Below are 13,527 nucleotides of genomic sequence, written 5' to 3' on the forward strand. Positions count from 1 at the left end.
ACCGGACATCACTGAACCGCGCTTTCGGCCAGGACCGTCAGGACGGCCTCACCGTACTTCTCCAGTTTGGACGGGCCCACGCCGGCGAGTTGGGCCAACTGTTCCAGCGATTCGGGGCGAGCCTCGGCGATGGCGGTCAGGGTGGCATCGGTGAACACGACAAAGGCCGGAACGTCCGCCTCGAGGGCCACGTCCTTCCGCCATTGCCTCAGCGCGTCGAATGTCTGTTCCTCGTAACTGGGCGGGCACTGGTTGCAGCGCCCCACCTTCCGCTCGGCGCCGCTGGAGACCATGCTGCCGCAGACCCGGCACGACGCCGGGACGGCCGCCTTCCGGCGCGGCGCCGGCCCCTTGCCCCTCAGCTGGGAGCTGGCCACCGAGTCGGGGCGCAGGCCATCCAGGAAGCGTGAGGGCTTCCGGTTGGACCGCCCGCCCGGTGTCCGGGCAGTGGACCAGGACAGGAACAGGTGTTCGCGGGCGCGGGTGATGCCCACGTACAGGAGCCGGCGTTCCTCGTCCACCGCTTCCGGAGTGTCCGCGAACGAGATCGGCACGAGTCCCTCGCTCAGCCCGACCAGGAACACGGCGTCCCATTCCAGTCCCTTGGCGGCGTGCAGGGATGCCAGGGTGACGCCCTGGACGGTCGGTGCATGCTGGGCCAGAGACCGTTCCTGGAGCTCGTTGACGAAATCCGGGAGTGAAAATTGCGGGCCCCTGGTGATCACGAGTTCGTCGGCCAGCGCCACGAGGGCGGCCAGCGATTCCCAGCGCTCCCGGGTCGCGCCCCCGCTGTGCGGCGCCGCGTCCGTGTAGCCCAGGGAGGCGACGATGTCGCGGACAAGCTGCCCGAGTGGCTCGGGCGTGGCGGTTTCGGCCACTGCCCGGGTGGCGGCCCGGAGCTGAAGGATGGCGTCCCGGACCTCCTTACGCGCGAAGAACCGCTCGCCTCCGCGCAGCTGGTACCCGATCCCTGCCGAGGCCAGCGCTTGTTCGTAGGCTTCAGACTGTCCGTTGGTGCGGAAGAGTACGGCGACCTGGCTCGCCGGTGTTCCGGCGTCGAGGAGTTCGCGGATCCGCGCGGCGACCGTGGCGGCTTCCGCCTCGTCATCCGAACATTCGGTGAACCGCGGCACCGGGCCTGCCGGCCGCTGCGCCACGAGCTGCAGCGGTGTGGCCCAGGCGGCGTCCGCCACGGGGCCGCCGCTGCGCCGGCCCCCGAGGAGGTCGTTGGCGAGCCTGACAACCTGGGGCGTGGACCGGTAATCCCGGATCAGCTTGACGACGTGGGCCTCGGGATACATGGCTTTGAAGCCAAGCAGGTGCTTCGGGGAGGCGCCGGTGAAAGAGTAAATGGTCTGGCTGGCGTCGCCCACGACGCAGAGCTCGTCGCGGCCGCCGAGCCACAGCTCCAGGAGCCGCTGCTGCAGCGGCGAGACGTCCTGATACTCGTCGACGACGAAGTGCCGGTACTGTTCGCGGACGGTCGCCGCCACTTTCGGGTCCTCCTGCAGGATGCCTACGGTGATCAGCAGCACGTCCTCGAAGTCGATGACGTTGCGGTCGGTTTTGACGTCCTCATAGGACTGGAAGACCCGCGCCACGGCCGTCAGGTCGAAGCCGCCCGGAGTGCCGCGGCCCTGGGCATTTTCCAGATAGTTCGCCGGGGTCAGCATGGACACCTTGGCCCACTCGATTTCGGAGGCGAGATCGCGGATGGAGGCGCGGTCCGTGCTGAGCCGGAGCCGCCTGGCGGCCTCGGCGATCATCTGTGCCTTGTGGTCCAGCAGGTTGGGCAAAGTGCCGCCGACCGCCTGCGGCCAGAAGAACTGCAACTGGCGCAGCGCCGCGGCGTGAAAGGTGCGGGCCTGAACGTTGCCGACTCCGAGGTCACGGAGCCGGCTGCGCATCTCGGCGGCAGCCCGGGCCGTGAAGGTGACGGCCAGGAGCCGTTGCGGGCTGTACACCCCTGAGTGCACGCCGTAGGCGATCCGGTGCGTGATGGCGCGGGTTTTGCCGGTGCCGGCTCCGGCCAGCACGCACATGGGCCCCTGGAGGGTGCTGGCGACCTCGCGCTGCTCGGCGTCGAGTCCGCCGAGGATCCGTTCCTCCAGCGATCGGGAGTCCGGTTCCCTCGCAACTTCGGACAGGGCATCGCCGGGTGTGGTACCGCCGGGTGTGGTGCCGCCGGACGGCTCCCCGCCGGGGATAGTGCTGAAATTCAATTTCTCTGTGGTCACTTTTGCTGCTCAGTCAGTAGTGGGTGTCCTGCGGATGGGGGCAGGCCGGGTCAGGCGCTGTCCGCGGCGTCCTCAATGACGCCGCCGTACCAGTGTTCGATGAGGGACCGGGCGATGGAGAGCCTGCTGGAAATGACGATCTCGCCGCTGAGGACCGCGTCCTGCAGTTCGCTCCGGCTGAACCAGCGCGCCCTGGTGACCTCGACGCCGTCGGGCCGGACTTCGGTGTCCGGTGTGGTGGCCGTGAAACCGAGCATCAGGGAGGCGGGGAACGGCCACGACTGCGATCCGAGGTACTGGGAGGCGGTGACGCGGACCCCGACTTCCTCGCCGATCTCGCGCTGCACCGCCTGTTCAAGCGACTCCCCCGGCTCTACGAAGCCGGCGAGGGTCGAGTAGTTCCGCGCGTCGAGCGGGCCCCCTCCACCCAGCAGCAGCCTCCCGTCGGGACCCACCACGGTCACGATGATGGCCGGATCCGTCCGGGGGAAGTGCTCGGAGTTATCGGCCGGGCAGCGCCGGACCCAGCCGCCGGCTTCCGGCTGCGTGGGGGTGCCGCAGCGGGGGCAATGCGTGTGGGTGGCGTGCCAGTTGGCGATGGCACTGGCCTCGACGAACAGTGCCGTGTCCGTGGCGTTCAAGCGTGCCGCGACTTCGCGGAAACCCGCCCACTGCGCATCGCTGGGGATGCCGGCCACGTGGGCCTCGAACTCCTCGGCCCGGACTTCGAACTGGAGCGGCAGGACGAACAGGACGAGTTCGGTGCCGGCGTCGAGGTCCGAACCTGCCAGGGCGGAACCGAGGTAGATCACGTGTTCCGGAGCGTACGGGGTGTTCGCCAAGTGCCCGGCGAGCTCTGCCGCGTCCAGGAGAACGAGGCTGCTGTCGCTGACGAGGGCCTGCCGGCCGGAGAGAACCATGGCCTGCGCCGAGCCTGAACCCACCAGCTCGGCCAGCATTCCGGGTTTCACGCGTGCCGCGGATCCGCGGTCGACCAGGGCCGGGCGCACGGGAAGGACCGTGTCCATCAGGTGGTTTGCCGGCAGAACCTGCACCGGCGGTGCCGCAGCGTCGGGTGCCGAGGATTCGGAGGGGGTTTGCTCTGATGTAGCTGACTCCGCAAGACTCATGTACCCACCGTACTGACTCGGGCAGACAATTGACATTTGCCGCCCACGCCGCCGCGCGCTCCACGGCGTGTGCGGGACAGGCCGTTTGCGGGGGTTTTCGCCCTCATTTAGTCCCTATCTCAAGACTCGCCGGAGTGCATCGCCGTCTTGGGCGCCGCTCAATCTACCGTGGAAGGGTGAGAAGGAAACCTATCGAACTGGCAGCTGTAGCAACAGCGGCGGTGCCCGGCCTGACCCCGACCGCCGTCAGCTCTGCGCCCGACGATCCGGCGGACTTCGACGCAGCCCTCCTGCTGGACTCCGAGGGCAAGCGTTGGCGTGTCCGCTCCCCCCGGCACGCCGAAGCCAGCGCCCGGCTGGAAACCGAATTCCTGGTTCTGCGGGCCTTTGCTCCCGGCATCCGGGCCGAGCTGCCGTTCCTGATGCCCACTGTGGCGGGAACTGTCCGGCAGGGCCAGCTCAGCACGTTTGTCTACTCGCACCTGGCCGGCGCCACCCGCTCCTTGGACGACCTCAGCAGCGGCTCCCCCGCCGTGGCCCGCGAAATCGGGGCGGCATTGGCCGCGATCCATGACCTCCCGCGGTCAATTGTGAGCAATGCCGATCTGCCCAGCTACACGCCCAACGAATTCCGCCAGCGGCGCCTCAATGAACTGGACCAGGCCGCCACGACCGGAAAAATCCCGCCGCTGCTGCTGCGGCGCTGGGAACACGCCATGGAAGACGTCTCCCTCTGGCGCTTCAATCCCTGTGTCGTTCACGGCGACCTCCACGAGGACAACCTGCTGGTCGACGGTGACCGGGTGACCGCCGTGACGGGCTGGACCGACCTGCGCATCGGCGACCCGGCGGATGACATGGCCTGGCTGGTCGCCTCGAACGAACTGGACTTTGTGAACGCGGTCCTGGATCACTACACCTCCAGCCGGCGCGATGTTCCCGATGCCCACCTGCTGCGGCGGGCTGCGCTGTCCGCCGAATTCGCCCTGGCGCAGTATCTGGTCAAGGGCATGGCCGCCGGCAACCAGGACATGATCGACGAGGCAGAGTCCATGCTCGCCACTCTGGCCGACGACGTCGCCGAACACGGCGGCCAGCCCATCAGCGTGGAACCGCTGCCGCAGCCGGTCGCGGCCCCCGAACCCGGCGCAGAACAAGCCAGTGCAGGTGCCGATGCCGATGCGCCGACGGCGACGCCCGCGGCTTCGGCCGCGCCGGCACTTCCGGCCAATCCGGCCAGCGGTGCGCCGCCCGCCGTCAGCAAGGTCACGCTGCTGCCCATGGAGCCGGTACCCGGTACCGGTCCGGCTGATGATGCTTCTGCTGAAATCAGTGTCAGGCCCGCCGTGCACGTCACGCCGATCYCGCGGGAGGCGGAGGCTGACGCCCCGACGGCCGTCGTACAGCCGGTCGCAGACACGGAAACACCCGAGGGCACAGCCGCGGACGCCGACGCCGGGCCGGTCGCCGGATCCGCGCCCAGCATCCCCGAGGCCCCCCGGAGCCCCGGCTCAGCCGATGCATCGGCTGCCGACGAGGCTGATGACACGCAGGACGATGCCCCGCAGGCAGGGGTCCCGGATTCCGACGCAGGTGAGGCCGGGCAAAGCGACGCTGAGACTGCGGTTCCCGCCGCCGAGGACACGTCGACGCAATCGATCGCCGTCTTGCAGCCGGATTCCACAGTCCAGCCGAATTCCACAGTCCAGCCGAAGTCCGCAGTCCAGGCGGAATCCGCAGTGGAGCCCGGCGCTCGTGACAACACGTCGACCGCCGCCATCACGGTGGTCGACACCACGTCCCGCTAGAACCCCCTGCTGGGCGAATTCCGGCAAGCGCGATCCGGCCGGAAGAATCCGCCTAGGCGCCCCTCGCCGCTGCTGTCCTCCCCAGCGCGGCCGCCACGATTTCCTCAAGCTTTTCCGCTGATCCGAGGTCGTGCGGACGGACCACCTGGTTGTCGGCCACGTAGTAGAAGGCGGCCCGGACGTCCTCCAATGGGATCCCTTTGAGCCGGGCCCAGGCCAGGCGGTAGACGGCGAGCTGGACTGCCTTCACCTTCAGCTGGGCCGCCGAGGGGCGGCGACCGGTCTTCCAGTCCACAAGGTCCCAGCCGCCGTCGGCGTCACGGAACACGGCGTCGATCCTGCCCCGGACCACGACGTCGCCGATCCGTGTCTCGACCGGGACTTCGACATGGGCGGGGGCGCGGTGCGCCCACCCGGACTGGCGGAAAGTTTCCACCATGGAATCCAGGCCGTAGGCCTCGTCGATGTGGTCGTCAGCGCCGGCAGCCTCACCAAAGTCCAGCATCCCGGCGGCGCCGAAGTATTCCTCCACCCAGGCGTGGAAGGCCGTGCCCTTGCGGGCCGACATCCCCGGTTCGCGCGGGACCGGCCTGCGGAGGCGGGCCACGACGGAGCCTGCGTCATCTTCCAGGTCGACCAGAGTGGACGCCGAGATATGGCCCGGCAGATGCACGTCCTGGACCACTGAACGCCGGGAGCGGCGTTCCAGCAAGGTGGCCGCTTCGCTTGCCCATCCGGCCGCAGGGCCGCGCAGGACTGGCCGCCGTCCGCCGTCTCCACCGGCGTGCGCCGGGGCCGCAGCCGAGTCACTGTCCACGTGGCTGTCCGGGCCGGCGTCCATTGCCTGCAGGACGCGGGCTGCGGCGGATTCCATGGCCGCACGCCGGCCCGGGACAAGCCGCAGCCGTTTCCCTGTCCGGGGGTCATGCGGCCCCTCGAGGGGATCGTAGGGCCAGGCGGCGACTTCGAGTTCAGAGGTCAAGGGGCTATCCGCGGGCAGCGCGTCCTCGCTGACGGACAGCGGGTGGATTTCGGCTGCGCCGTCGGCGGTGAGGCCCTCCAGCCCGGAAAGAAAGGGTGACATCTCGGCCAAACCGGCCCGGGATCCCACCCACGCGGCACTTGAAATCCAGAGCACGTGTTTCGCACGGGTGTACGCCACGTAGGCCAGGCGCCGTTCCTCGGCTTCGCCGTGCGCCTGGACGGCAGATTTGAAGTCCTTCTCCGCGTCGAGCCAGCCTTTCTGGTCCGGCTGGTCGAGGTCCCATTGGGGCAAATCGGCGCGATCGCCGCGCAACGGCCACGGCAATGCCGCACTGCCGCTGCTCCACCGCGAGTCCCGGCTGCTGGGGAACGCTCCGGCGTTGAGCCCGGGAACGAACACGACATCCCATTCCAGCCCCTTGGACGCATGCACGGTCAGGAGCTGGACGGCCTCGTGGTTCACCTCCGGCGCTGCGGCATCGAGGCCGTTTTCCTCGGCCGCCGCGGCTTCAAGCCAGGCGAGGAACGCCAAGACGTCGACCCGGTGGGAGGTGTGCAGGAACCCGGCCGCTGCGTCCTGGAAGGCGTCCAGGTTGCGTCGGGCCTGATGGATGCTGATCCCGGGCCGCGCGGCAACTTCGATGTCCAGGAGCATCGCCCGTTCGACTTCGCCCAGCAAGGTGGTGAGATCGTCGCCCATGTAGCTGCGCAGCTGCCGGAGCTCGTCAGAGAGCCGCTGCAGCCGGCCGCGGGCCTCCGGGCTCAGCCTGCGGCCGTGCGCCGAGGTCCAGCCGTCGCGGGGCAGCCAGTCCAGGGCCTCGACCAGGCTGGCGGAATCCGTGATGTCGCCTTCAATCACTGCGTCATCGATCGTATCCTCGTCGGCACGCCCGGCGTCGTCGCCGTCCAGGCCGCCAGGGCGGCCCCGACGGCGGGCCAGGAAACTGGACCAGTCCCGCAGCGCCATCAGGTCCGCCGGGCCGATCCGCCACCGCGCGCCGGCCAGCAGGCGCATGAGGGAGTCCGAGCGGCCGGGGTCGGCCAGGACTCGGAGCGTGGCCACAAGATCGATGATTTCCGGTGTGTCCAACAGCCCGCCGAGCCCGACGATTTCATAGGGAATGCCCCGGACTTCGAATTCGCGGCGAATGCATTCCATTTGTGCCCGCCGCCGGCAGAGGACGGCCATGGCCGGCGGAACCGGGTCGGCGGGCTGCGCGGCGTCGAAGTCCGTCACGCGGAATTTCAGCACGTCTCCGGCGATCGCCGCGGCCTCGGATTCGTCCGTGGCGAACCGTCCCATCACGACCCTGCCCTCGACGGCGGCCGGGCTGGGCTGCAATGGCGGTACCTCGACGGCATCGGCAGTTTCCCGGGCACCGGCGGTCCCAAGGTTCGCCGCCGCCTTGCTCAGAGGAGCCGAAATGAGGTTGGCCGTGGCCAGGATGTTGCGCCCGTTGCGCCACGCGGTGGTCAAATACGAGGTCGGCGCCACGGCGAAGCGCCGGGCCGGGCCGGCCGGACCGCTTTCCTGGCCCCCGCCGGTTTCCTGGTCCCCGCCGGTTTCCTGGTCTCCGCCGCTGCTGTGGGCGGTGCCGTCGCCGCTGACGAGGACCGGGAATTCACGGACGAAGTGGAAAAGTTGCCCGGCGGAGGCTCCCCGGAATCCGTAGATGGACTGGTTCGGGTCCCCCACCGCGGTGACGGCATGGCCGTCACCGAAGAGCCGGGAGAACAGCACCAACTGGGCGTGCGAGGTGTCCTGGAACTCATCGAGCAGCACTACCTTGTAGCGTTGCCGTTCCGTTTGGGCGGCGACCGGAATCTCGTTGGCCACCCGGGCCGCCAGGGCCACGAGGTCGCCGAAGTCCAGGGCGCCGCGGGCGCGCTTCACCGCGGAGTAGCGGCCCACCATGTCCGCGACGCTGGCGCGGGTGCGCAGCATCGCGCTGAGCTCGCCCGCCGCCTGGGTGGGGTTCTTCTTGGCCTCTGCGACGTACGGCAGCGATTCGTACGCGGCGACCCGTTCCAGCAGCCAGCCACGGACCTCGGCCGGGTCCTGCAGGTGCTCCGCGCATTCTCCTGCCAGCTGGATCACGGCCTTGACGAGCGTCGATTTGGCGGACCGGAAGTGTTCGTAGTCCCCGTCAAAGGCTTCCACGACCTCGCTGGCGAGCTGGAACGACTGGGCGCCGCCGAGCAACACGACGTCGCGTTCGACGCCGAGGCGGAGGCCATAGTCGGACACGATGCCGCTCGCGTACGAGTGGTAGGTGGAGACCTTGGGTTCGAGCGCGTCCGTGCTCAGCAGCCCGGCCGGGAAGACAGTGTTCCCGGTGTCGGCCGCCGCGATGCGCGTCAGGGCGGCCAGCTTGGCCCGGATCCGCGAGGCGAGTTCACCGGCGGCCTTACGCGTGAAGGTGACGCCGAGGACCTCCTCCGGCCGGACCCGGCCGTTGGCAACGAGCCAGACCACCCGGTCCGCCATGGTGGCGGTCTTCCCCGAGCCCGCGCCGGCGATCACGAGCCGCGGCGTGAGGGGCGAGGAAATGATCAGGGACTGTTCGGCAGTGGGGCTGTTCTTCTCCCCCAGCAGTGCCGACAGCTCCTCCGGGCTGAACCGCGGTGCGGGAAGGGGATTCGGTGCCGGATGCAGGCCGGCCGGGCCGGTCGCCGGCGCCTCGGGGGTCATTCAGTAACCTGCTTTCCCCGCACGCACAGCGGGCACACTTCAGGGAGCCGGCAGCCGTGGCCGCCGTGGCCTCCCTTGGACGGATCGTGGCGGGCCTGAAAAACACTGCCGGACATCACACGGGCGGCGTCGCCGACCATCTCCAGCGCCCAGTTGTCCTGCGGGTCCAGTGGGGCCTGGGCTTGGATGCCGGGGCTCTTGGTTGTGGTGCCCAGCTGGGCCAGGACGGCCCCGCCTGGCAGCGGCGGCGGCCCGTCGTCGGGACCTGCAAAGCCCCCGGCCAGCACGGCGGCCTGATAGGCGCCCAGCTGCGGGTGGCGGTCCAGATCCGCCTTGCCGGGCTGGCGCTTGCCGGTCTTGAGGTCGATGATCACCAGCCGGCCCTCGGCGTCGATCTCGAGCCTGTCGACTTGGCCCCGCAGCACGGCGGGCCGCGCCGGTCCGAGGCTCCCGCCGTCGCCGGGTTCGGAGGCGGGTCCGGCGGTGGTCTCCGCCGGAACGTCCGGCAGTTTGACTTCAAAGTCCTGTTCGACGCCGATCAGGCTCCGGCCCTCGCTGCGCATCACGAGGACATACTGGGCGAGCTTGCGGACCATGGACTCGGCACGCTGGAAGTCCAGCTTGCCCTCCCAGTTGTCCTTCATCCCCAGTGTGGGCCAGCGCCGGACGAGTTCCGCGACGTATTCGCTTCCCGAGGCGTCCGGGAGGTCCTGCGCGATGGCGTGGACCAGAGTTCCCAGGCTGCGGGCAAAATCCGTCGCGGCTTCTCCGCCGGCGGCCTGGACAAACCAGTCCAGCGGCGATTTCTGCACGGTTTCGACCTTCGAGGGCGACACGAACACGGTACCGCCCGGCGGAACAACCGGCTCCTCCGAGGACAACTCGGCCAGTCCCCACCAGCTCGCGGGGTGTGCGCCCGGAACCGGCGGCTCAGTTGTGGCCAGGGCTCCCAGCACGGCCGCGGCTTCGGCCGACTCCGCAGCCTTGGGGTCGAGCTGGGCGTACTGGCGCAGTTCCGCCACCAGCGCCCGGAGGGTCAGCGGACGCTCGACCGGCGTAAAGCCCCGGCGGTCCTGCCCCGGCCGCAGCGGCGCCACATAGTCCAGGAACGAGGACGGCTGCTCATCCTCCGAGGACACGGCAGTGCAGATCAGCACCTCGCGGGCGCGGGACACCGCGGTGGAAAAGCTTCGGAGTTCGTCATAGCGGATTTCGCGCAGCCGGCTCTGCGGATCCAGTCGCAGGGCATATTCCACACCGTGTTCGACAGCGTCGGCGAACAAAGTGCTGCCGAGCAGTTCGCCGCGCAGCCGGGTGTTGGGCCACACGCCTTCCTGCAGTCCCGGCACGATCACCACAGGCCACTCCCGGCCGGCGGCGCTGGCAGGGGTCATGAGTTCCACCGCGTCCTCCAGCTGCGCCCGGGCGGCCAGGGTATCCATGGGCAGTTCCTGGCTCAGCAGGTATTCAAGGAATTGCTCGGGGCCGGAGCCGGGCAGCTGGTCGACAAAGCGTTCCGCGGTATGGAAAAGCGCCATCATGGCATCGAGGTCACGGTCGGCCCTGGCACCGGCCGACCCTCCGGCGAGGGCGGCCTCGGTCCAGCGGGAGGCAAGGCCGGTGGAATGCCAGAGCGCCCAAAGCACCGTCTCGGCGTTCCCTCCTGGGGCCTCGGCGGCGTCCTGCCCCGCCCGGATCATCCGGGCGATCCGGCGGGCCGAGTGCCCCTCGATGCCCAGCGTTGCCAGCGCCCCGGGCTCCAGCAGAGCTTCGACCAGGAGGGCGTCGCTGGTGCGTCCGCCGCCGCCCAGGAGTTCCTCCCGGCGCAGCGACTGCCGCAGCCTCCGCAATTCAATCGACGTGGCGCCCCCTATCCGGGACGTCAGCAAGGACACGGCCGACTCGGGCGTGAGCGCGGCGGGGTCCAGGGCCACCGCATAGGCATCCAGCAGTGGACGGACCGCGACCTCGTCCCGGACGGCGGATTCGGCGACGGGAATCCGGACCGGAATCCCCTGGCCGGCCAAGTACCGCTGCAGCTGGCTGAGCTGGCCGCCGTTGCGCACGATCACGGCAATGTCCCCAAGTTCCCGGGCGTCGTTCAGCTGTGCTTCGAGGATCCGCTGCGCCACGTACCGCAGTTCGTGGACCGGGGACGGCAGCAGGTGGGCCTCGACCGCCCCAGGGCGGCCGGCGGCGCGGGGCGCCCCGTCCGGCGTCGGGAGCTCAGATCCCGGCGCCGGGACCGGTTCAGGTTGTTCGAGCCGGCGTGCGGACTGTCCGCCGGACCTGCGGGAGATGCGCCCGGCCACCGACAGCCATGCCTCTGCCACGTCCGGGGCATGCCGATGCGCCGTCCACAGGGGACGCTCCAGGATCACTGCGTCAGGGGCCAGGAGGCGGGGAAGCTCCGCCACGAGATCCGGGCGCGCCCCGCGGAAGCCCTGAACCACAGTGTCCGGCGAGGCAGTGATGATGGCGTCCTTGCCGGCGGCGATGTCCGCCAGCAATTCGAAGACCGCGGGGTTCGCCTCCTGGATGTCGTCCACCAGAATCAGTTGCAGGCGGTCACGCTCGGCGGCGAGGAAATCCGGTGAGTCCTGGAAGATCTGGCGTGCGGCAGTGATGATGCCGGCGGGGTCAAAGGCCTCGGGCATGCGCAGGTCCAGGACGTCGCGGTACTCGGAGTAGAGTGCGGCCGCCGGAATCCAGTCGGGCCGGTTGCACTGCCGGGCCAACGCCACGAGGTCCTCGGCCGTCCGCCCGGATTCGATGATCCGGTCAAAGAGCTGGCGCACTTCCTGGCGGAAACCGCGGGTCTGCAGGGCAGCGTCCAGGTCCTCCGGCCACGGCAGTTCGAGGCCGGGCAGCGCATGGCCCTCCAGCAGCTCCTTGATGATCAGGTCCTGTTCCGGGCCGGAGAGCAGCTTCGGCTGGCGCGGCAGCGGCAGGAGGCCTTCTGCCTTGGCACGCCGGATCAGATCGAAGGCATATGACGCCCAGGTCCGCGCCGGCGTCGTGCTCAGGCTCCGGTCCAAGCGGGCCGTGAAGCGGTCGCGGAGCGTGTCCGCGGCGAGCCTTCCGGGAGCCAGGATGAGCATCCGCTCCGGGTCCAGGCCGTCCCGGAGAGTGCGGCGGACGGCAGCCTCGACGAGGACCGTCGATTTACCGGTGCCGGGTGCTCCTGGCACCAGGACGGGGCCGGAGCCGGACGGAACCTCGACGGCGCCGAGCTGGTCCAGCGACAGCACCGGGACCGCGCTGTGGTGGGTCCGGGGCGGCAGCAGGCGCAGTCCTGCAGACTGAGACTTTGCCTGCTGAAACTGTGCCTGCTCTGACTCTGCCTGTTCAAACTCTGCCTGTTTAATCTCTGCCTGTTCAAACTTCTGGCCGTGGCTGGGGGTACTCACACAGTCATTTCATCATCGGGTACCGACAATTTATGCGACTCCCGCTCGAGCCGCTCCGCGATGGCGTCGATCCGGTCGAAGTCGGCGTCGGTGGGCGCCCACCGGCCGGAGGCCAGGTCAACGCGCCAGCGTCCCTCGCCGGTCCGGAGGAAGTCGTCATAACGGCCCAGCAGCGGGGTACCCTCCTGGAGATAGAGGGCCAAGGCCTCGTGCTCGAGGCCGGGAGGCGCGTCCCCGCTGGACTTCAGGACGCGCCACCAGGGCACGCTGCTGCCATGGTGGCTCATGACCGAACCGACCTGGCGCGGGCCGCCGGAGCCGAGGAGTTCCGCAACGTCGCCATAGGCCACCGCAGTACCGGCCGGGATCAACGCCACGAGCTCCAGCACCGCCTCCACATACTCCGTCCGCATCGGTCCAGCCTAGCCGTTCCGGACGCTGGACCCGATCCCGGACGGCACGCGGGCACGGCGGTCAAGAACTGTCGGAGGCAGCAGGTAGCGTTGACGCATGAGCACTTGGAACAGCCTTCCCCGCGCAGCCTTCGACCTCGAAACAACGGGCCGCAACTCCCGCTCGGCACGGATCGTCACGGCGTCGGTCACAGTGGTGGACTCCGTCGGCGGAGTGATCAAGGAACACGAATGGCTAGCCGATCCGGGCGTTGAGATTCCCACCGAGGCCAGCGATATCCACGGCGTCACTACCGAGCAAGCCCGCCGCGAAGGCCGCCCGGCCGCCGAGGTGACGCGCGAACTCGCCGCCGTGCTGCAGGAGCTGTTCGACGCCGACGTTCCCGTCATCGCTTTCAACGCCAGCTACGACTTCACCGTGCTCGCGGCAGAGTCGGCCCGGTACGGCGTCCCGCAGTTGAGCCGCTTCCCGGTCCTGGACCCTTACATCATGAACAAGCAGGTGGACCGGTACCGCAAGGGCAAGCGCACGCTCACCGCCCTGTGTGAGGAATACGGCGTCAGCCTGGACAATGCCCACACCTCCGCTGCCGACGCCCTGGCAACCTTGCGCATGCTCGACGCCATGGCCGGCAAATTCCCCAAGCTCAGGATGCCGGCGAGCCACCTGCACCAGCTCCAGGTCGAATGGGCCTCGGCCCAGGCCGCGGATTTCCAGAGCTACCTGCGCAAAACGAAGCCAGCCGCCGTGATCGAAGGCGACTGGCCCGTCCTGCCGCCCGAGGACGCCAGCCGCGGCGACTTCTAGGATTTCCGGACGCCGGGACAACTGGACGCCGGGGCTCCTTGACGT

At 69.3% G+C, this 13,527-nt stretch carries 7 protein-coding genes; 2 read left to right on the forward strand and 5 right to left on the reverse strand.

From position 1 onward, the window contains the following. Window positions 1-8 precede the first annotated feature (8 nt). Both AC1D2F_RS06365 and nudC read right to left on the reverse strand, forming a co-directional pair. The gene (locus AC1D2F_RS06365; protein WP_476966439.1) at window positions 9-2,147 is read right to left on the reverse strand and encodes an ATP-dependent DNA helicase UvrD2; all 2,139 of its coding nucleotides are present in this window, start codon (window positions 2,145-2,147) and stop codon (window positions 9-11) included. Between the two features lie 140 nt (window positions 2,148-2,287). After that, window positions 2,288-3,367, reverse strand: coding sequence for an NAD(+) diphosphatase (gene nudC / locus AC1D2F_RS06370; RefSeq protein ID WP_414645493.1), 1,080 nt, complete (start codon window positions 3,365-3,367; stop codon window positions 2,288-2,290). Between the two features lie 176 nt (window positions 3,368-3,543). Between nudC and AC1D2F_RS06375 the strand changes: the two genes are divergently transcribed. Then, window positions 3,544-5,175 (forward strand): macrolide 2'-phosphotransferase, encoded by a 1,632-nt coding sequence (locus AC1D2F_RS06375; RefSeq protein ID WP_476966414.1) that lies wholly within the window; start codon window positions 3,544-3,546, stop codon window positions 5,173-5,175. Window positions 5,176-5,227: 52 nt separating this feature from the next. Here the strand turns inward: AC1D2F_RS06375 and AC1D2F_RS06380 are convergent, their stop codons facing one another. From AC1D2F_RS06380 to AC1D2F_RS06390, 3 genes are all read right to left on the reverse strand, one after another. Further along, window positions 5,228-8,851, reverse strand: coding sequence for an ATP-dependent helicase (locus AC1D2F_RS06380; protein WP_476966415.1), 3,624 nt, complete (start codon window positions 8,849-8,851; stop codon window positions 5,228-5,230). Further along, a complete protein-coding gene (locus AC1D2F_RS06385) occupies window positions 8,848-12,144 on the reverse strand; it encodes an ATP-dependent helicase (RefSeq protein ID WP_229994175.1) in 3,297 nt (1,098 codons plus the stop codon). Before AC1D2F_RS06385 ends, AC1D2F_RS06380 begins: the two co-directional genes overlap by 4 nt. Window positions 12,145-12,257: 113 nt before the next feature. Further along, window positions 12,258-12,674 carry an MGMT family protein gene (locus AC1D2F_RS06390; RefSeq protein WP_229994149.1) on the reverse strand — a complete coding sequence of 139 codons (417 nt, stop codon included), beginning with the start codon at window positions 12,672-12,674 and terminating at the stop codon, window positions 12,258-12,260. A 97-nt stretch (window positions 12,675-12,771) separates the two neighbouring features. Here AC1D2F_RS06390 and AC1D2F_RS06395 point away from each other — a divergent pair, with 97 nt between their 5' ends. Beyond that, window positions 12,772-13,482 (forward strand): 3'-5' exonuclease, encoded by a 711-nt coding sequence (locus AC1D2F_RS06395; protein WP_229994150.1) that lies wholly within the window; start codon window positions 12,772-12,774, stop codon window positions 13,480-13,482. Window positions 13,483-13,527 lie beyond the last annotated feature (45 nt).

Source organism: Arthrobacter sp. P1_B3, assembly GCF_056406615.1.